Source organism: Arthrobacter sp. A2-55, from assembly GCF_025548615.1.
GTDB classification, from domain to species: Bacteria; Actinomycetota; Actinomycetes; order Actinomycetales; family Micrococcaceae; genus Specibacter; species Specibacter silviterrae.
Genome location: NZ_JAJLOZ010000008.1, coordinates 1 through 21,272, shown reverse-complemented (window position 1 = coordinate 21,272; position 21,272 = coordinate 1). Strand labels below are relative to the sequence as shown.

Genomic DNA, 21,272 nt, shown 5'->3' with positions numbered 1-21,272 from the left:
GGACTCGCCGCCTGGAATTCGGTCTCAGATTGCTTCCCGCGTCAGACTTCTGACCGTTCGCAGCTCGGTCACGTAAATGACATTCATCCGGGCTGGTCCGAACACCAGATCGGTGCCCTGCCATTGGTTAATACCTTCGCTGATGCCTTGATATTCATGGTTATCTCTCCCCCGAAAACGCCACCAAGAATCAGAATTGACCGCGAAACCGGAGGCTCTCCCGCATGAGGTGAAACCACACCCTGGACCACAAAGTTTGTTGGCATACGACGGCCCGCCCATGACAAACGGTGACATGTCACCAGCCATGCCGATGAACCTGCAAACGGCCATCAAACAACAGCTCCAGGGCTACGTTGCAGGGCCTCGTCACGTTTTACTCACGTTTTTCAACGAAAACCAGTGCCAATCCTTGGCATATCAAAAGGACCCGCTGTCCCGTCCGCCCCCAGAAACTGGCAGTTTTTGACGGTCAACGGCGGCTGTTGGCATGAAAGTCCTGAGTTTCTCTTGGCCGCCGGTTCGAGTCCGGCCCGGGGCACAATATGGCTCTGACCTGCGGTTATGTGCGCGAGGTCAGGGTCGGTTAGGTCAAAAAATGACCCGCCTCATCTTTTACTCATCTATTTCGGCAAAATTTTCTCAGACTTGCCCTCATCTATTTGAAGACTCCCAACTCATCTTTTCGCCCGCAAGTGCCACGGCCTAGCGATGGCCGCCTGGGTTCCGGACATAAGCCGCGGCGAAGCCCGTCCACGCACCGGAAACATTCGCCCCACCCGGGCCTGCCGTGGTTCATGTACACCGGGTCCGCACGATGAGATGCTGTTGAGGACCCACGCCAGTTAAGGAAGGGGCACCGTTCGGCCCGAATGCTCAGCAGCTGGGCCCTTTCCGCCACCTTCCGGCGGCTGCAGTCTTGTCCCTCCTGGCAGTCGTAGCATTCAGCCTGAGTCTGCTCGATGGCTCCAGTCTCGATGGGCTCCAGGGCGGCGATGATCTTCTTATGTTCCTCGTAGTGCCCCTTGTCAAGACGTCGGGATTAAGAGTCCAGTTGTTTGGCGCCGCACAGAATGGCTTTGGGTAGCGGCGTTCTGCTCGGCACTATTTGGGAACCCCGAATGATTGCCGGGCTGCAGCGGCCGGTACAGGACCTGTTCCCCTTCGTTGCGCTCGCATTCGACGATCCTGCCGCAGCTGCGGCACAATCAACGTGCTGGAAATGCAAGCCAGGAATGGAGTTGATCCAGGTCTCGGGGTGATGGCAGTCGTCTCGGCCTCGGACCGCCACCCGACCGCCCGCGGCGAGGACCCCCACCGGGGGTCCGTCGACTGGAACGAACCTGATGACAAGAACTGCCGGGGCGAATGGGTCCCCGTCGCCCTAATCAAAAGCATCGTGGGCAGGGACTGGTTCGGAAAAGCTCCTATCACCGCCGACGGCCAGGAAAGAGTGAACTAGCGCGCCACTGTCGCGTCCTGGAGGTGCAACGGCAGGACTCGCCCTCGCCGATGCGCCGGGCCTGCACCAGCGAAGCGTGGATCGCCGGGGTCTTTTCCAGGACGTCCGTCGCCGGAACATATGGCCAAGTGTGGTGCGGACAATGGCCAGGGCCAAAGTTGCAGTTGACATACCCGAGTGCTGGCCCAGGGTCTGGGTTGACGTTCGCAAGACCAGCATCGTTGACGTCGTCGGGGATTCGCTTCCAATGCCCGACCGCGGCTGGCTGTGGCGTCCCAACCCTCACCGTGCACCGTTGTCAACCGTTCCCGTTCCCGAGAAACGGGCCAACCGTGATGGCGTCACGAAAATCCATCCAATGTGGACCCCGTAAAAGTCTTGACGTGAGCCACGTCATAGTTTTAGTCTTTATTAAGTCCTAAACAAAGGAGATTTCAATGGTTCGGCCAAGCGGAAACGCCGACGTCACACGGTCTGCGATCCTCGCATTTCTTGGTACTTCCGGAAGTGCGTCCCGGGCTGACCTGGCCCGGGCGTTGGGGGTCTCCCCCGCCCTGATGACCCAGCTGGTCAAGGATCTCATTGCGGACGGCCTGGTGCGGGAGTTGTCCATGTCCCCTTCCAATGGCGGCCGTCCTGCCCGGATGCTGGGCTTGGCCACGGCGGCAAGGCGGGTGGTGGGCATGAAGGTCTCGAAGGATCATGTTGCTTTCGTCGAAACGGAACTTAGCGGGCAAATAGTCCGGTCGGACAGCAAGGACTACGATGCGACGTCGTTCACATCCCTGTCTGATCTCGTCTCGCTCGTACATGCATTCGTCGGCGAAGAACGTGATACCCCGCTTCTGGGGATCGGGGTCGGCGTTCCCGGGTCTGTTGACGCCCAGGGCAGCGGTGTTGTCGATTCCAGCCTCCTGGGTTGGCGGCAGGTGCCGCTCGGGGAGGTTTTGAGTCGGGAACTGCATGTTCCAGTGCTGGTGGAGAACAATGTCAACGCCCTTGCCGTTGCCGAACGGCTTTATGGTTCGGGTCGTGAGCATGCCGAGTTCCTGGTTGTGACCATTGGGGAGGGCGTCGGTGCAGGATTCGTCACCGGCGGCGTGGTTGTGCGGGGCAGCAGGGGCGGTGCCGGCGAAATCGGTCACATCGTCGCTGTTGACGACGGTCCACTGTGCTCTTGCGGCAACCACGGATGCATTGAAGCCCTGGTTGGGGAAAAGACGCTTGTGGAGCATGCCCGCCAGGCCGGGATCATTACCCCCTCAGCCGCCATCGCTGATTTGCAGGGGCTCGCCGACGACGGGGTCCAGCTTGCCCTGGACATTTTCCGCAGGGCCGGCCGGCCGCTTGGCCGAATCGTCGCCGGGCTCGTGCAGGTGCTGGATCCGGAGGTCGTCATTGTCAGCGGCGAAGGGACCAGGGGTTGGCGCCACTGGGCCTCGGAATTCGAGCGGGCCTTTCGGGGCGCGCTGACGGCAGACCGTCGAAGCATTCCTGTGATCGTGGAGTCCTGGGACGACGAGGCCTGGGCGCTCGGTGCGGCCGCCCTCGTGGCCTCTGCCCCGTTTTACAGTGAAGAAAGTTCAGGTGAGCAGGGGCGGCGGGTTCGTGCCCGCCTTACCAATGTGCCGGCGGGGGTGGTGGGATAGTGACCGCCCTACAAGACTCGCGGTCCGCCAGCCCCGGGCCGACCGCCCCGCCACGGCGCCGGCCGGGTCCCGGGACCCGGCGCCGGGCTGGCCGTCCACGTCTCAAATATGCGCTGGCCGTCGCTGTCTTCCTCATACCGAGCGCGGTGCCATTGCTGTTCTTCACGATCATTCCCATGTTCTCCGCCTTATGGATCAGCTTGAACAAATGGAACCTTGTTGGTCCGATGAAATGGGTGGGACTGGGCAACTACACCAAGCTTCTCACCGACCCCGGGACGCAAGGCGCCTTCCTGCACACCATTTACTACATCATCGGCTACCTGCCCCTGGTCTACATCGGCGGGCTGGCCATTGCACTGGCCCTCAATTCCCGCATCAAGGGACGGAACCTGATGCGGGGGTTCTACTTCCTCCCCGTGGTCACCAGCTGGATCGTCGTTGCACTAGTTTGGCGTTGGCTGCTCAACCCCAGCACGGGAATCGTCAACTGGCTCCTTGGACTCATCGGTATCGCGGGGCCCGGTTGGTGGACAGATCCGGCATGGTCCATGCCGTCGATCATCCTGGCGTCGGCGTGGAAGGACCTTGGCTTTGTCATGGTGATCCTGCTTGCCGGCCTCCAGGGAATTCCGGAGGAATTGTTTGAGGCGGCGACGGTCGACGGCGCCGGCCGCTGGCGACGCCTGTTCAGCATTACCCTTCCCATGCTGTCCCCCTCGACGTTCTTTGTCGTGGTGTTGTCGCTGATCAACGGATTCCAAGTCTTTGACCAGGTCTATGCCATGACCGGCGGCGGTCCCAACAACTCTTCACAGGTCGTCGTGCAGCAAATTTACGACCTGACCTTCCGATACGGCAGGGCCGGCGAAGCGTCCGCACTGTCGTGGCTGCTATTCCTGTTCATCCTGGCCATCACGCTGATCCAAGTCCGCGGTCAAAAGAAATGGGTCCACTATGCATAAGCAGCGTCCCTCGATCGTGTTGAATCTCCTCGTCTTCGCGGGTGCGATCCTGATGGTCCTGCCGTTCGTGTGGGCGTTTGTCACCTCCATCAGCCCAGGCGCCGGACTCTCTGCCACACCGCAGCTGATTCCCAAAAACCCATCACTGTCCGCCTACACCCAACTGCTCCAACGCCTTCCCTTTGCCCAAATACTGCTCAATAGCCTCATGCTGGCTGTCCTGACGACGTTTTTCCAGCTTGTCACCAGCTCACTGGCCGCATATGTCTTTTCCCGGATGCCGTTCAAGGGACGCAACGCGGTATTCGCCGTGTACCTGGCCACCATGATGGTTCCGCTTCAAGTTCTGGTGGTCCCGTTGTTTGTGGAAATGAAAACCCTGGGCCTCATCGACAGCTACCTCGGCGTGCTGTTGCCAGGGGTTGCCAGCGCATTCGGCGTGTTCCTTCTGCGGCAGGCCATGAATTCGGTGCCGCAGGACCTGGACCAGGCGGCGACACTGGACGGGGCCGGGCATTTCCGGATCTTCGGGTTCATCGTTCTGCCCCTGGTCCGCCCGGCACTGGCGACACTGACGGTCTTCGCGTTCCTGAACAGCTGGAACAGCTTCCTATGGCCCCTCATCATCCTGCGCACCCCGGCCATGAAGACCCTCCCGGTGGCGTTGGCAGGACTCCAGGGCCAGTACACGACCCAATGGGACATCGTCATGGCCGGATCAGTGGTGAGCATCCTGCCCATGCTGGCCCTCTACATCTTTACCCAGAAATACATCATCCAGGGGGTCGCGGGAACCGGACTCAAATAGACCGGACCGTCTTGCTTCCCCCTTAACCAACGGAGAAACACATGAACAAGAAGCCCCTGGCATCGCTGGGCCTGGCACTCGCCGCAATCCTCGCCATGTCGGGCTGCGGATCCGCAGCCAGCACCGACAGTTCCAGCACTGCAAAAGTAACCGTCAAGTACTCAAACTTCACCTCCAACGGAGGCAACGAGAAGAACCTTGACACCATCGTTCAGGCCTTCGAAAAGGCCAACCCCAACATCACCGTCCAAGTCACGACCCTGCCCTACAAGGACTACACCACCGCTCTCCAGACCGACCTGGCTGCAGGGACCCAGGCGGACACCTTCGACATCGAATACGCGAACCTGAGCTCCTACGTGGCCAACGGGGCAGTAGCCAGCCTCGACGGAGTCGACGGTTCCAAGTACAAGCAGTCCCTGCTGAAGTCATACCAGTCAGACGGCAAGCAGTACGCACTCCCCAGCTCATTCTCCGACGTCGTCCTTTATTACAACAAGGCACTCTTCGACGCCGCCAAGGTCTCCTATCCCACAGCCAGCTGGACGTGGGCCGACGAAACCGCTGCAGCAAAGAAAATCACCAACAGCGCAGCCGGCGTCTATGGTGACTTTCAGAACGTGAGCTTTTACGAGTTCTACAAGGCACTGGCCCAAACCGGTGGCAAGTTCCTCAACGACGACGGAAAATCCGTCGCGTTCAACTCGCCCCAAGGCATCAAGGCCGCAGAATGGCTGGCGGGCAAGAGCGGAACCACCATGCCCACACCCGCCCAGGGCGCCGGCACCCCGGACTTTGACACGAAACTTTTCAAGGACGGCAAACTCGGCATGCTCCACAGCGGCATTTGGGTGGCGAGCAGTTTCTCCGATTCACCCAAAAACTGGGACATTGTCGTCGAACCGGGCGACACACAAAAAGCAAGTGCGGAATTCTCCAACGCCATCGCGGTATCTGCCAACACCAAGAACAAGGCCGCAGCCCAGAAATGGGCCGAATACATGACCAGCTCGAACGTCATGGCACAGACCCGCATCAGCGCAGGATGGGAACTCCCGGCCACTTCCGATGACTCCGTCCTCAAGCCCTACCTGGCAAAGGGCAAGCCGGCAAACCGCCAAGCCATTTTCGACGCCCTTGACCAGGTCGTGCTCCCCCCGGTCATCGGCGACAACCAGCAAAAAATGGTCGACATCATCACCAACGCCCTCGGTGAAGTCGAAGCCAAGCGCTCCAGCGCCGCCGACGCCCTCAAAGGCGCGGCAGACCAAATCAATGCACTCCTGAAATAAGACGGGCACAACCCGTACACGGCCGGAGAGCGGGCCGCGGCGACACGGACAACTTCCGACACCGCGACCCGCCCCCCATCTGAAAGAGAAGCCCATGACCGACAAGTCCAAGACAGAATCAACAAAAACCCCCGGCATGGCAGCAGATGTCAGCGCGATGGTCAAATCCGGCATCGAGCTAATCCTGGAACAACAGGACCCCGGCGGCGCCTACCCCGCGAGCCCCTCGTTTTCCGCCTACGCCGGCTACTGCTGGTTTCGTGATGGCTCGTTCATCGCTGACGCCATGTCGGCCGCAGGGCAAATCGAATCAGCCGAACGATTCTTTGACTGGTGCTCCAACGTCCTGACGTCCCGCGCCGCAAGGATCCAACACATTGTGTCCGAGAGCTTGGCAGGCCGGCCGCCGGCCGATGAAAACATGCTCCCCACCCGATTCACCATCGACGGCGCCGAAGGAAACGATGAATGGTGGGACTTTCAACTCGACGGGTACGGCACCTGGCTTTGGGCACTGGCCGAGCACAGCGCCCGCCACGGCCGGCCCCTGGAACGCTGGTCAAATTCCATAACGCTCACCATTGACTACCTTTCCGCGTCCTGGCAGCGCCCCTGCTACGACTGGTGGGAGGAATCAGCCCAACACGTGCACGTGAGCACTCTGGGCTGCCTCGCCGCTGGCCTGGAAAAAATCAGCCACACCGGATGGATAGAGCAGCCGTCCGCCGACCTGGCCGGATCGACCGCGGAGCAGATCCGTCGGCTGGTCCAACAGGACGGTGCACGGGAGAACCACCTGACGAAATGGCTGGGAACCACGGCCGTGGATGCCAGCCTCCTTGCCCTCATTGCACCGATGAACTTCCTTGCCCTCCACACTCCCTTGGCAAATGGAACGATTGCGGCCATTGAAGAGCAGCTCACCGTCGGCAACGGAGTTCACCGGTATCTGGCCGACACCTACTATGGCGGCGGCCAATGGCCCCTGCTCAGCTGCTTCCTCGGGCTGGCCCACACCGCTGCCGGCAACCAGGGAAGAGCCCACGAACTACTGAACTGGGCCGCCTCAGCGGCCCGTGAGAATGAAGAACTCCCCGAACAAGTTCAGGCCCACCTTCTTGCCCCCGATCACCTTCAACCCTGGATCGAACGGTGGGGGCCCTCGGCAAGTCCGCTGCTGTGGAGTCACGCCATGTTCGTGCGTCTGGCCATCGCGCTCGACATGCCCCATGTAACGCCCGATCCGTCCCCCGTTCCCGCAGCGAAAGAAAATGCCCAATGATTCGCCACAAACCCCTCGGTTCCGGCCACCCCTACGTTGACGACACCGAACAACGCAGCCCCTCCCACCCCGTCGCCGGGGAACCAGTCACCCTCGGCGTGCGAACCTCACCCGGCCTCAGCGACGTGGCCTGTGAGCTTGAAGTCACCGACAGTAACGGCACCGTCACCAAAACAACTGAAAACCTCACCCGGGTTCCCGCGGCATCCCGCGGCCAGGTCATCGACGGCGGCCACCTCGCCTCCGCCCAAGCCAAACTCGCCCGATCGGCCAGCGGCTGGCAAGTAACCCTCGGGCCGGCGCAGGCCCGGACAACATGCAGGTACCGCTTCACGGCCCGGTCCAGCAGCGGCGGGGAAGAAACGACCCGATGGTTCACCTACAGCACCGCCAGCTGGTCACCGGCCAGCCAGGCCCTTAGCGTCACGGGAAGGGACCGGGTCGTCCCCGAATCCGTGGAGGTACTACACGACGGTGTCCGGCCGCTGCGCATTCGTTTCTCCCTCCCCCTGGACCGCAACGAGCGCGTCACCGGCTTCGGGGAGCGCTTTGATGCCCTCGAACACCGCGGAACCACGCTGGACGCCGTCGTCTTTGAACAATACAAAAGCCAGGGAGCGAACCGGAAAACATACCTGCCAATGCCCTTCGCCCACGTCGTCGGCGGGGATGGTTGGGGATTCCACCTCGAAACCTCCAGACGGACCTGGTACGACATTGGAGCCTCCGACAAAGACCGACTCCTTATTGAAGCCGAGGTCGGCCCCGAACCCCTAACCGGGGACACCCTATTGAATCTGAGGTTTTTCGACGGGACCCCGACCACGGTCCTGAAGTCCTTCCTGTCGACCACCGGCAGCGCCAAGGAGCTCCCCGACTGGGTGTTCAAGCTCTGGGCCAGCGGCAACGAATGGAACACCCAAGCCGAAGTCATGCGCCAAATGGACCTCCATCGGGAGACGAGAATTCCCGTCGGATCCGTCGTCATCGAAGCCTGGAGCGACGAAGCCACCTTCACAGCGTTCCGCGACGCCGAATACGAACCAACCCCCGACGGTTCACCACACCGCCTCAGCGACTTCACCTTTCCCGAACACGGCGCCTGGCCCGACCCGAAAGCCATGGTCGATGACCTTCACGCCCGGGACATCCGCGTTGTCCTATGGCAGATCCCACTGATCAAAATGCGCCCCCACCCGCAAGGACAAGCCCGCTTCGACGCGGAGGCCGCGATTCGCGAAGGACGGCTCATCCAGGAAGAAGCCCCCGACGGGCACCTGCGTCCCTACCGGAACCGGGGATGGTGGTTCCCGCTCAGCCTCATGCCGGACCTCACCGACCCGGAAGCATCCCGGTGGTGGACCGAGAAACGCCGCTACCTCGTCGAGGAAGTCGGCATCGACGGGTTCAAGACCGACGGCGGAGAACACGCCTGGGGCGAAGAACTCCACTACCTCAACGGCAAGCGCGGAGACGAAGGAAACAACCTCTTCCCGGTAGCGTACGCCAAGGCCTACGGCGATCTGCTTGAATCCGCCGGCAAGGCCCCCATCACCTTCAGCCGTGCAGGCTTTACCGGTTCCCAGGCCCACGGCGCGTTCTGGGCAGGGGACGAGAATTCCACCTGGGACGCATTCCGCTGGTCCCTGTTCGCCGGGCTTTCCGCCTCAGCCTGCGGCGTTCTCTACTGGGGCTGGGACTTCGCCGGCTTTTCCGGCGACGTCCCGAGCGTGGAGCTTTACCTCCGGTCGGCCGCGGCAGCCGCATTCGTGCCCATCATGCAATACCACTCCGAGTTCAACCACCATCGCAAACCCTCCCGGGACCGCACCCCGTGGAACATTCAGGCAACAAGCGGCGACCACAGCGTCATCCCCACCTTCCGCGAACTCGTCGAACTGCGCGAACGCCTCATCCCCTACCTGGCCCAACAAGCCGGCAGAGCGATCGACACCGGGGCCCCACTCATGCGCCCACTCTACTTCGACAATATCGAAGACCAAGAAGTATGGGAGCACCCGCTGCAATGGATGCTCGGGGAAGACCTCCTCGTCGCACCCGTTACCGAAGAGGGAGCCCGAACATGGACGGCCTACCTCCCCAAAGGGGAATGGGTCGATGCCTGGACCGGGGAAACACATTCCGGCCAGCGGACGGTCAAGGTGCCTGCACCCTTGAACCGGATTCCCATCTTTGTCAGGGCAGCAGCATGGAACAACATGAAAGACATCTTCACGACGACGGACTGAGACCGCCACCGGGTGACCCCCGCCAACGCCGAGGCGAACGGGGCCGCTGGCGTCAAGGACTACCAACTGTCCGAATCGACCATCCGCTTCGACAGGCGCCAATCGGCCCTAATCAACCCCTCAGAAGCAGATGGGCACACCTCCAAAGGAAAGAGAGCAGGACAATGATTTCCAATCCAGTCCCACCAACGGTCTCCCGCCGCGTCGCCATCCTCGGCATCCTAGGCGCCGTGCCGCTCAGTCTGCTGCCAGCGGTCGTACGCCCCGCCCCGGCCCTCGCCGACTCAATCAGTGGCGTCTTCCACGGACCCACCGGTTACGACCAGCTGTACAGCACTACGCCGACCGAACGCGGTCCGCGCGACCCGATGTCCGCCCAGGCCGTCCAGCTACACTCGGCGACATGGCCGGTTTCTCCCGGACAGACGTGCTGGGTGTCCTGGACGAAGAACGGGATCGCCCAGACCGATGTTGGCTGCTCTTTCGACTACAACAATGGCAACAACAGCTACTGGAAGGTCAACCTCGGCACCTTCGCGAAGGGCGACCAGATCACTTACACCGTGCACGCCAACGTTGACGGTACAGGCGCGATCGCCAGCGGACCGTTCAGCTTCGCCGTCACCGACTGGTCAGGCACCGGCAACGTTAGCGGTTACACCGACAACGCCACCTCGGTCGATGTCTCAGTCAGTGACACGTCCGGAAGCTTCTCCCCCAAGATCCGCTACACCTTCCCCGCACCAGACCGCTTCCACGTCCAGATCGCACCCAACGGCACAGGCCTGAATATCACGGGCGCCACGGGTTACACCGTCACCGACACCGCCACCACGTTGCAACTGACCACCAGCGCACTGCAGGTGAAGATCCAGAAGAGCCCCTACCGGGTCTCGGTTTACAAGGCCGACGGCACCACCCTGATTGCCCAGCAGTACGACCCGGCCACATTCCGCAACACCGGATGGGCGAGCGACGGCGCCACCACAGTTACCAAAATCGAGGACCACTGGCTGACCCCCTCAGGGGAACGGTTCGAGGGCTTCGGCGAACGATACGACTACCTGGACCAACGCGGCCACGACGTCGACAACTACGTCTATAACCAGTACCAGGACCAAGGCCCCACACACCGGACCTACATGTCGGTTCCGTTCTTCACCAATTCCGCAGGCTATGGCGTGTACGTCCCCAGCACTCGCTACTCGCTATTCAACGTGTGCACCTATCTCTCTGACATGGTCGGCTTCACCATCGACACTGGTGGATCCCTCGGCTCCACCGTCGACTACCACTTCCTCACCGGTACCCAGGGAAACATCCTGGACGCCTACACCTCTCTCACCGGACGCCCCTGGCTGCCCCCAAAATGGGCCTTTGGTTTATGGATGTCCGCCAACGAGTGGAACACCCAGACCGAGGTCACGAACGAGCTCGCCAACGTCACCAGCAACAACATCCCCCACAGCGTTCTGGTCCTGGAGCAGTGGAGCGACGAGGCCACCTTCTACGTCTGGCATGGCGCCACCTACACGGCCAAACCTGGCAGCGGCGCCCTTGCCTATTCCGACCTCACCTTCCCTTCCGGCGGCGAATGGAATGACCCCAAGGCCATGGTTTCCGCCGCCCACGCCCAGAACATCAAAGTCGTCCTGTGGCAGATCCCAGTACTCAAGCAAGACTTTAATACCAACCCCGCCACGGCACCGCAACAACACCTCAACGACGAGAGCTACGCCTCCACCCAGGGCTACCTGATCGGAGACGGGGCAGGCGGACAATACCGGATCCCCACCGGGGAATGGTTCGGCGACAGCACCATGCCGGACTTCACCAACGCCGCCGCGACCGCCTGGTGGATGAGCAAGCGCGCCTACCTCTTCGACGACGTCGGCATCGACGGAATGAAGACGGACGGCGGCGAAATGGTCTTCGGCCGCAACGCTTCATTCTTCGACGGCCGCAAAGGCGACGAGATGCACAACGGATACACCAACGCCTACACCGGCGCCTACGGCAGCTACGTCCAAAACAAGAAAGGCGGAAACGGGGTCCTGTTCAGCCGCGGCGGAACCGCAGGCGCGCAGGCACACTCCATCTACTGGGCCGGCGATCAAGCCTCAACGTTCTCGGCCTTCCAGCAGGCCCTGCGGGCAGGCTTGAGCGGCGGGGAGTCCGGAATTCCTTTCTGGGCGTGGGACATGGCCGGATTCACCGGGACCTTCCCCAGCAGCGAGCTCTACCTCCGGGCCGCCGCCCAGCAAACCTACTCCCCAATAATGCAGTACCACTCCGAGAAATCCGATCCCAGCCCCTCGGAGGCCCGAACCCCATGGAACGTCCAGGCCCGCACGGGCGACACTACGGTGATCCCCACATTCCGCAAGTTCGCCAACACGCGGATGAACCTGGTTCCCTACATCTACACCGAGGCCAAAAATGCCTCCCTGACCGGGTTGCCACTTCTCCAAACCATGCGGCTGGCCTTCCCCGGCGACGCCGCGGCAGCGCCCCTGGACTTGCAGTACATGTTCGGCCGCCAGCTGCTCGTGGCCCCCATCACTTTCCAGGGGGCGACCTCGGTCACGCTCTACCTCCCCGGAGGGGAATGGTATGACGTCATCAACGGCGGCAAAGCATCCGGTCCCGGCAACAAGACCTACACCGCCGACACCTCCGCCATCCCGGTCTACGCCCGCGACGGCGCGATCATTCCGCTAAACCTCAACGCCAACTACGAATACGGGGGAAGCATCGGCAACGACGTCTACAACTACACCAACCTTGTCTTCCGGATCTACCCCGCAGGATCTACCTCGGCCGACTACTTCGACGACGCAGCCGGTACCGTCAAGCAGGTCACCAGCACTGAGAACTGGGGCAGCCATCAGGTCACCGCCACAGTGCCCCCGCTCGCCACTTCTGCGACCCTTCAAGTCAACACCTCCATCCCCAGCACCGTCACGGTAGACGGAAGCGCACTGCCCGCCTTTGGCACGCTCAGCGCCCTCACCGCCGCTGCAACGGGCTGGTACTGGGATCCCATCCAGCAGTTCACCCTCGCCAAAATAGCCTCCGGGACCACCACCCGCACTGTCGTCATCTCCGGCGTCAACAAGAGCGCCTATGAGGCGGAATTCGCCACGACCACGGGCACGACGACCAACACCAACCACGCCGGGTTCACCGGCACCGGCTTCGTCGACGGCTTCACCGCCGCCGGTTCGTCCCTTACCTTCGACATCAGCGCCAACGCAACCGGCACCCACCAGCTCACCTTCCGCTACGCCAACGCCACCGGCGGGCCAGCCACCCGAACCGTCTACGTCGACGGGATCTCCATCGGAACACTCACGCTGCCCGCCCTGGCCAACTGGGACACATGGGCCTCCGCCACCGTCAACGCCACCCTCACTTCAGGACGGCACTCGGTGAAGATCTCCTACGACACCGCCAACACAGCCGCAATCAACCTCGACAACCTCACCCTGGGCCGGCCATGACCGCCCCGTGCCGAGACCGGCCCCGAAACAGCCTCAGCGGTATCCTCGTCGGAGTGCTCATGCTGCTTGCCTCAACCGCCGGGGCAACCTTCGTGACCGCCGTCCCAGCCCACGCCGCAGGGATCCAGCGCGTCCAGTTCACCGGAGCCGGTGACTACCTGGTCGTGGAAGCCCTCAGTGACGACCTAGTTCACTTCGAGATGGGGACCGGATCCGGGCCTGGCGCCGGAGTCGCAATACCCACCACCGACCAAGTCTCATCGACCAGCTACGCAGGCCCCACTGCCTTCACCCAGACCGCCTCGACCCTAACCACGGCGCACATCCTGGTCAGTGTCGACACCACAACCATGTGCGCCGACGTCACGGACACGACCCGGACACCGGCACTGCTGCTGCACACAGTCTGCCCACGGAACCTGACCTCAGCGTGGAAGGGGTTGTCCTTCACCAAGTCCTCCATGCAGAACGCCTACGGCCTCGGCGAAGAATTTTTCACCGGAGGCAACGCGGACGGCAACAGGGTCGGCGTCGACCGTTCCTCCCCCGGCGCCTACGGCAACACCATGACCTACGACGTCGACAATGGCCCAGTCGGCAACACCCAGATCCCTGTGCTCTTCGCCGTCGGCGCCAACAACGCCAACTACGGGCTCTTCGTCGACCAGGTCTACAAACAAGACTGGAACCTCACCGCGGACCCCTGGACCATGGACACTTACGGTGACCAGCTGCGTTGGTTCGTCATGACCGGTCCCAGCCTGCCCGACCTGCGCAAGAGCTACATGGACCTCACAGGCCACCCGCCCGTGCCCCCACAGAAAGCATTCGGGCTCTGGAACTCCGAATACGGGTACAAAAACTGGGCAGAGATCGACAACACCTTGGCCGGCCTGCGCGCCGATAAATTTCCCGTGGACGGATTCATGCTCGACCTGCAATGGTTCGGCGGCGTCACGGCCGGCTCTGACAACACCAAAATGGGCACCCTCCAGTTCGACCCGACAAACTTCCCCAACGCCGCCTCCAAGATCGCCGACTACCGCGACGTCCAAGGCATCGGCCTGATGACCATCGAAGAGTCATACATCGGCAAGGGACTCCCCGAGTACACCAATCTGGCCAATCAAGGCTACCTGGCCCGCGCCGGCTGCTCCACCTGCGCCCCCGTCTACCTCACCGCCAATGACTGGTGGGGCCGCGGAAGCATGATCGACAGAACTCAGCTGGCCGCCGGCGCCTACTGGGCCGCGACCAAGGAGCAACCCCTCGTCAACATGGGCATTCTCGGCCACTGGCTCGATCTCGGTGAACCCGAGATGTACGACCCCAACGACTGGACCGCCGGTCTGCTTCCCGGTAAGAACGCCCACGCCGATTACCACAACTTGTATGCCCTTGAATGGGCCAACAGCGTCGCAAAAGGGTACACCGCCGCATCTTCAACCCAGCGACCATTCCTACTCTCCCGCTCGGGAGCAGCAGGCATTCAGCGCGACGGCGCAGCCATGTGGTCCGGTGACATTGCCTCCCGGATGACCGCTCTCGCTGATCAAGCCAATGTCCAGATGGAAATGTCGATGTCCGGCATCGACTACTTCGGCTCCGATATCGGCGGATTCCACCGTGACGAGGCCGTCGCCGGGTCAGACATCAACGAGATCTACACCCAGTGGTTCGCGAATTCAGCCTGGTTCGACGTCCCGATCCGCCCCCACACCGACAACACCTGCAACTGCCAGCAAACAGCCCCGGACAAGATCGGCGACGTCCCCAGCAACCTGGCCAACCTTCGCCAGCGATACGAGCTCACGCCCTACTACTACTCCGTGGCGCACAATGCCTACAGTACCGGGGACCCCCTCGCCCCGCCGCTGGTGTACTACTACCAGAACGACCCCAACGTCAGATCCATGGGAAGCGAGAAGATGATCGGCCCGAACATGCTGGTCGGCGTTGTCGCCGCATCGGCCGAACGGCAGAGAAACATATACCTGCCCGCCGGAACCTGGTACGACTATCACACGAACAAGAAATATGTCAGCACCGGCCAATGGGTCAACAACCTGCCCGAGTGGAGCAACGGAGTCTTCCAGCTCCCTGCGTTTGCCAAGGCCGGAGCGATCCTGCCGAAGATGTACGTCGATGACAAAACGATGAACGTGACGGGCGCCCGAACAGACGCCACCACCCGCAACGAACTCGTCGCCCAGGTCTACCCCGACACCAACGCCTCAAACTTCACCCTCACCGAAGACGACGGCAAGTCGATCAACTATCAGACGGGCGCGCAACGCCTCACCAGCATCACCCAGCAACTGTCAGGGTCCACTGAAACTGTGAACATTGCAGCAGCGTCCGGCACCTACGCCGGGGCGCCCGATAGCCGCCAAAACGTCGTCCAGCTCGTCACCGACGAAACCCAGGCCTCCGCCGTAACCCTAAACGGAGTAATGCTGACCCAATACTCAAACAAGGCGGCCTTCGATGCCTCCGCCAGCGGCTGGTACAACGCCGGAGGAAACCTCGTCGTCGCCAAATCCGACAGCACTCCCGTCGGAACCGCGAAATCGTTCCAATTCACCCTCGGCCAGACACCCGCCTCAGCCAGTTTCACCTGCTCGAACGGCACCACAACCAGCGGGCAGTCGGTCTACGTAGTAGGCAACGTCCCCGAGCTGGGGAACTGGTCGCCAGCCAGCGCCGTCAAGCTCGACGCTACCTCCTACCCCACGTGGACTGGAACGATCGGCGATCTCCCGCCGAACACCTCCATCGAGTGGAAGTGCATCAAGCGCCAGGAAGCCAACTACCCGGCCTCCGCAGACGCCTGGCAGGCCGGCTCCAACTCGACCTTCACGACACCGGCATACGGTTCAGCGGGACCAACGACGGGAGGTTTCTGAAGTCCCGGGAAGGAACGCGCCGACATCCCCGCCGCGGGAGCAACGCCTTGACAGTCCCTCGCCTCATAGAGGACGGGGGACTGGCCCCCGACCCAGTAAAATCGACGAGGCATATGAAAGTTTTATCGAACTTCATCGTTCGGGGCGTTGCGCACTGGTCGGCACTGCTGTCGCCCCGTTCGTCCCGCCCCGACGATTCGTTTCGTCGCGCGTTCACACTGATCAGGCGCCATGGAGGACGCAAATTAGATCGGGGCTGCCTAAATACAAAGGTCACTGTCCTCTGCAACGTTAAAGTGACCCGTGGCGGTAACCATGATTTCTTCATGGGGCGAGCACTCAAAGCTCCCTGTCTGCAAAAACAAGTCGGTACCCAGCAACGTTTTGCAGGCGTGTCCTCGACGCTGGTAGTGAGATCGCCGGCTCAGTCAGTCCAAGTTCTGTGGTAAATTTATTGCAACACGACCGGTTCCGCCCTTAGGGGTCCAGGGCCGGTCTTTACTTTTCACTGGTGATGAGAGTAAGTGGATGGATCCCAAACCGCACAAATCCTATTCTGACCAACTGGACCTTCTCAAGCGGCGCGGCATGCACGTTGAGGACACCATGTCTGCCTTGGCACTTCTGCAGCGGGCCGGCTACTACACGCTCAGCGGCTACTCGTATCCATTCCGCCTAAAAGCCCCCGGCGGCGCGCGAACCGGCCAGTTTCGCCCGGGAACGTCGCTGGCCCAGGTTCAATCGCTGTGGGAGTTCGACAACCGGCTCCGATCGTCAACCTTCGCCGTGGTCCAGCACGTGGAAACCTATCTCCGCGCCTTGATGGGGTACGCGCTAGGCGCTGTTGACCCCTTGATCCATCGCAAGCCCGGACTCCTATCCATCGACCGGTCCCAGGACTATCCAAAATGGCTCGCCAAACTCGACCGCCAAGAAGCGGACTCACGCGAAGACTTCATCATCCACCATCGCAACAACCGACACGGGATCATCCCCATCTGGGTTGCCGTCGACGTTCTCGACTGGGGCGGCCTCTCCTACCTCTTCAGCTTCGCCCCTCTCATCGTGCGCGATGAAGTCGCCCAGCATTTCGGGCTCAATGCCGCACAACTCAAATCGTGGTTGCGCGCCTTGAACGTCCTACGCAACGTCTGCGCCCACCACGGGCGCTTCTACAACCGCTACTACTCACTGACCCCCAAACTCCCCGACCGGGGCCACGGCGACTCCCTGGAATTCATCGCCCCGCTGAAGGACACGACCTTCGCGATGCTCACCCTGCTTCAGCACCTCGCCTCATTCACCCTTGGCGCGAACCCCCGCCTGCTTCCCGCGACGCTGCGGTCCTTTCCCACGGCCAGTGGGATGACCATTGGATCGACGGGGGCACGGGAAGGCTGGGAATCCCTGTCACTCTGGCACCCGTAAATCACGGAGAGGAACAACAACCCGACGCCACACCGTGGGCATGGACCATCTCAGGCATGACCTTTTGACCGTAGAGGAAGGGCACCTCCCAGCTAGCCGCATGTCCCTTGTCGTATGGACAGGCAAGCCCACCACGGCAACGTCGCCCAGGGGCCTGCGGAACCCGAACCTGGCAATTCCACCGCAGCACACGGAAACGCCCGTGAGCATTGGACCCGCACAACCCACCGCGCCGACAAACACACCAAGGCGCCCTGACGCACCACAACCCTGGCCGCTCCCCCGGCAACCCGCTGGACATGATCCTTGCGATCAAAAACCCCCGACAATGCCCCGTATCCCATACCCGACGTCGAAGTCGAACCGCAGTTCGCCGCCAATAATGACCAGTCCTCCCTCACCCGAACGCGCTTCGAAGCCTGGAGTAAAATGATAGGAATTGGCCGCAGCCACCACCATCCAATAACGGTTGAAAATGGACCTGGCTGTCAGTCACTGAAGGGGCGAATGCGAATTACGCTCAACGTTCAAATCGGGCCACTCATCTTTTACTCACCTCATTCAAACAAAAACTCCCGCATGCCATTGCATGCCAAAAGCTGCAGAAGCAGACAAAAATGCCGGAAAGCCGCGGATTTTGACAATCAACGGCACCCATCAAAATCCAGATCGTCAGATTCTCTTGGCCGTCGGTTCGAGTCCGACCCGGGGCACCAATGTGGCCCTGACCTGCGGTTATGTCCCCCGGGCCAGCGACGGCAAGGGCTTAGAATTGCGGTCACCCATCTTTTACTCATCTTATTCAACAGGATTTTCTTGCACTTGCGCTCATCTATTTGATGACCGCCACCTCATCTTTTTGGACAGCTGGGCCCAAAAAGTGGCCAGATTCCGAGGTTTCCTGGAGCTCGGGCTGCCCGGAGGCGTAACTGGCATAAATTGACCCCTGGATCGTCCTAATCACGCCGGTAATAGATACTTCGACGGGCAAGAACGTGCCCGCAGGACAGAAACCCAGCGATGCTGCTTCGAACCTTGAGCCCTCGTAATTCGGCCATCTTGCCGTGAACCACCGGCAAACCGAACGGCGACGGCAGGCCCATTCCTGTCCGGCCTTCTTCCGGTCAGCCCGGCGGCTCCCTGCTCGCCCGCAAGGGCAATATTTACTGGTCAGCGTGGAGGGCAGCAAGGCGGCCGGGAAATTCGCTACCATCTCGACCGGGCAGAGCCGCCGCAACGTCGCGGATTCCTCGTCCGGGGATGTACCCGAATGTGCCGCCGGACGGGAATTGGACTTATCCCCTGGCACCCGTGCCCGCCGATGAACTCGCCCGCCATGGCTGAATCTTTCAGGGAGCGCCCCGGCGCCCGGAGCAACGACGCCGCATCTTGCCCTGGCGTGGCTGCCGCGCCGCGCACCGGTCATGGTGTGCGTTCCCGGCACAGGTTCGCTCACGCACCTGGAGGAAAACCCCGGCGCCGTCGGTGTCGAGCTGGACGGGGCCTCGTACACGGACCTTCCCGCCGCGCAACAGGGCAACGGAGCAACTATCCGACCCTCGACGGTGCGAGAATTGCCTCCATGGCGCAAACTCAATCCGGCGAGTCCGCAGAACCCCTGCCCCCGGTAACCCCGGTGGCTGCCCGTGGCGGGAGATACGCACAAGGACTGCCCGCGATCTGGGGCGACGCACTGGGCCGGTCCGCGATCCGATCAGCCCAGGCGTTGTTGGTCCTTGCCCTTGTCGCGGGCGTCATCTGGGCCCTCACACGGGTCCCCCTTGTCCTCACCCCAATCCTGCTTTCAATGATCCTTGCCGCGGCGATCAGCCCCTTGGTCCATTGGCTGAGCAGACACCGCTGGCCCCGGGCCGTGGCGGTGCTGACATCATTCGTGGCGATCCTGGCGGTCTTCGGCGGCGTGATCACCGGCATTGTCTTTCTCATCCGTTCCCAGTCAAAAGACCTGGCCGCCCAGGCCGACATCGGCATCGACCGACTCCACGGGCTGCTCGTCCAAGGCCCCTACCCCATCACCGACGCCCAAATCAGTTCCACCCGAGACGCCATACAAAAATTCATCCTCAGCGCCACCTTCGGAAACGAAGCCCTGACCGGGCTCCGCGTGGCCTCCGAGGTAGCCGTCGGGGCGATCTTGATGGCCGTCATCTTGTTCTTCCTCCTCAAGGACGGGGATAGGATCCGCAACTTCCTGTTCGATTTCCTCCCCGCAACCCAACGCACGAAGGCCCACGTCGCGGCCGATCACGGCGCCGTCGTGCTGGGCGGATACGTACGCGGCACCGCCTTGGTGGCATTGACAGACGCGCTCATCATCGGCCTGGCCCTGGCCATCATGCGCGTGCCCCTGGCGCTGCCGCTGGCCGTGTTCGTATTCATCGGCGGATTCATTCCGATCATAGGCGCCACCACCGCCGGTACCCTGGCCGTGGTCGTCGCACTGATCTTCAACGGCCCGGTCCCGGCCCTGGTGGTGCTCATCGTCCTTGTCGGCGCCAACCAGCTCGAACACCACGTCCTCCAGCCCCTGCTCATGGGCAAGGTCCTGCGCATCCACGGCCTTGCCATCCTCCTCGCCCTCGCCGCCGGAACCACCCTGGCGGGGCTGGTCGGAGCACTGCTGGCCGTACCGCTCACCGCCGTCGGCTGGTCGATCATCAAAGTCTGGACCGGGCGGGACGCCCTCGCGACAACGCCGCCTGACACGCCCGCTGCTGCCGTCGAGCCTCCCGGGGCCACTGGCCCCCCTGCCGGCAAGGCGCAGGAATAGTCCCCTCATGGACGGATGGGAGGACGCAGTGAAAACACCTGTTTCCCAGAAAACCCACCTGCGCGCAGGATGGCACCAGTGCCGTACCTGGCATTACCGGAGCGCGAGGAGCACGACTGATGCATCGGCGGGCGGCCGCAAGTCCAACCCAGTGTGTCGCTGAAAAGACTCCAGGCGATTGACAATGGTGTTCCTGTGGCAATGCAGTTCGACGGCGGCATTGACCAGACTTCCCGTGCGCAGGTATACGACGGCCATCTCCAGCAACCGTTCCCTCTCGGCGTCCGTGCACCGTCGCAGAAGCGGATGGACCAACTGGCCCGGGTCACACCCGAGCTGTGCCATCCGGTGGCGGACAATGGACTGCCACCGGTCGCCGAGAGTGAAGATCCCCGTGCACCCCATCGGGAGATCACTCATGATCTCCCGTGCGGCGAGAACTGCGGGGCGGACGTTGGCAGAGCCTGCCGACAGGAGTGCCACGGCCGCTGCCGCTCCCTCAAACAGCGACACGTCATCAAATTCCAGCTCGGGCGCCACCCCCTGTCGACGCCGCTTGATGACCCGCGTGTGGTGCCTCTGGTCGTATGTGAAAACCTTGTCGTTCTTTCGCGATTTCAAGGCAAAACGTCGCTTTACCGGCAAACTGTCGTCTCGACTGCAGACCGCCACAAGGAAATCGGCCGACATGTCGACCCTCAAGGCCCCCGCGATGCGTTGAAGCACCGACTTTGAGGGGTCGACAGGGGCGAGCAACTGCGTCAAATACTGGTGTTGCAAATCTGCGTCGACCAGTTCAATATCCTCCAGCTCGGCATGCTACCGCTCCTGGACACTTGCAGCGAAGACACCGCCATGGCCGGGAGGGGCCGCTCCGACTACCATCAAATAATGAGCCGGATGTCCAGATCTCTTGCAGCGTTTGTCATCGGAATCG

At 61.9% G+C, this 21,272-nt stretch carries 11 protein-coding genes; 10 read left to right on the top strand and 1 reads right to left on the bottom strand.

Annotated features, from left to right (window positions below; translation table 11 throughout):
* The first annotated feature begins 1,899 nt into the window (after positions 1 to 1,899).
* The 10 genes from LPN03_RS03970 (at position 1,900) to LPN03_RS03925 (ending at position 20,335) form a co-directional block, all read left to right on the top strand.
* Positions 1,900 to 3,111, top strand: a complete 1,212-nt coding sequence (locus tag LPN03_RS03970; protein WP_262453204.1) for an ROK family transcriptional regulator — start codon at positions 1,900 to 1,902, stop codon at positions 3,109 to 3,111.
* Positions 3,112 to 3,311: 200 nt separating this feature from the next.
* Positions 3,312 to 4,076 carry a carbohydrate ABC transporter permease gene (locus LPN03_RS03965; RefSeq protein ID WP_262453203.1) on the top strand — a complete coding sequence of 255 codons (765 nt, stop codon included), beginning with the start codon at positions 3,312 to 3,314 and terminating at the stop codon, positions 4,074 to 4,076.
* On the top strand, positions 4,069 to 4,884 hold the full coding sequence (locus tag LPN03_RS03960) for a carbohydrate ABC transporter permease (RefSeq protein WP_262453202.1): 816 nt from the start codon (positions 4,069 to 4,071) through the stop codon (positions 4,882 to 4,884). Before LPN03_RS03965 ends, LPN03_RS03960 begins: the two co-directional genes overlap by 8 nt.
* Positions 4,885 to 4,925: 41 nt before the next feature.
* Positions 4,926 to 6,176: an ABC transporter substrate-binding protein gene (locus LPN03_RS03955; protein ID WP_262453201.1), complete on the top strand. Its 1,251-nt coding sequence runs from the start codon at positions 4,926 to 4,928 to the stop codon at positions 6,174 to 6,176.
* Between the two features lie 94 nt (positions 6,177 to 6,270).
* Positions 6,271 to 7,458: a glycoside hydrolase family 15 protein gene (locus LPN03_RS03950; RefSeq protein WP_262453200.1), complete on the top strand. Its 1,188-nt coding sequence runs from the start codon at positions 6,271 to 6,273 to the stop codon at positions 7,456 to 7,458.
* Entirely contained in the window at positions 7,455 to 9,707 is a 2,253-nt protein-coding gene (locus LPN03_RS03945) for a TIM-barrel domain-containing protein (protein WP_262453199.1), read from the top strand. Before LPN03_RS03950 ends, LPN03_RS03945 begins: the two co-directional genes overlap by 4 nt.
* A 164-nt stretch (positions 9,708 to 9,871) precedes the next feature.
* The gene (locus tag LPN03_RS03940; RefSeq protein WP_262453198.1) at positions 9,872 to 13,210 is read left to right on the top strand and encodes a TIM-barrel domain-containing protein; all 3,339 of its coding nucleotides are present in this window, start codon (positions 9,872 to 9,874) and stop codon (positions 13,208 to 13,210) included.
* 59 nt (positions 13,211 to 13,269) lie between these two features.
* Positions 13,270 to 16,116, top strand: a complete 2,847-nt coding sequence (locus tag LPN03_RS03935) for a TIM-barrel domain-containing protein (RefSeq protein ID WP_262453197.1) — start codon at positions 13,270 to 13,272, stop codon at positions 16,114 to 16,116.
* Positions 16,117 to 16,644: 528 nt separating this feature from the next.
* A complete protein-coding gene (locus tag LPN03_RS03930; protein WP_262453196.1) occupies positions 16,645 to 17,544 on the top strand; it encodes an Abi family protein in 900 nt (299 codons plus the stop codon).
* 1,582 nt (positions 17,545 to 19,126) lie between these two features.
* The gene (locus LPN03_RS03925) at positions 19,127 to 20,335 is read left to right on the top strand and encodes an AI-2E family transporter (protein WP_165182783.1); all 1,209 of its coding nucleotides are present in this window, start codon (positions 19,127 to 19,129) and stop codon (positions 20,333 to 20,335) included.
* 93 nt (positions 20,336 to 20,428) lie between these two features.
* On the opposite strand, the gene LPN03_RS03920 is transcribed toward LPN03_RS03925, so the two are convergent.
* On the bottom strand, positions 20,429 to 21,100 hold the full coding sequence (locus LPN03_RS03920) for a helix-turn-helix domain-containing protein (RefSeq protein ID WP_262453195.1): 672 nt from the start codon (positions 21,098 to 21,100) through the stop codon (positions 20,429 to 20,431).
* Positions 21,101 to 21,272: the final 172 nt, after the last annotated feature.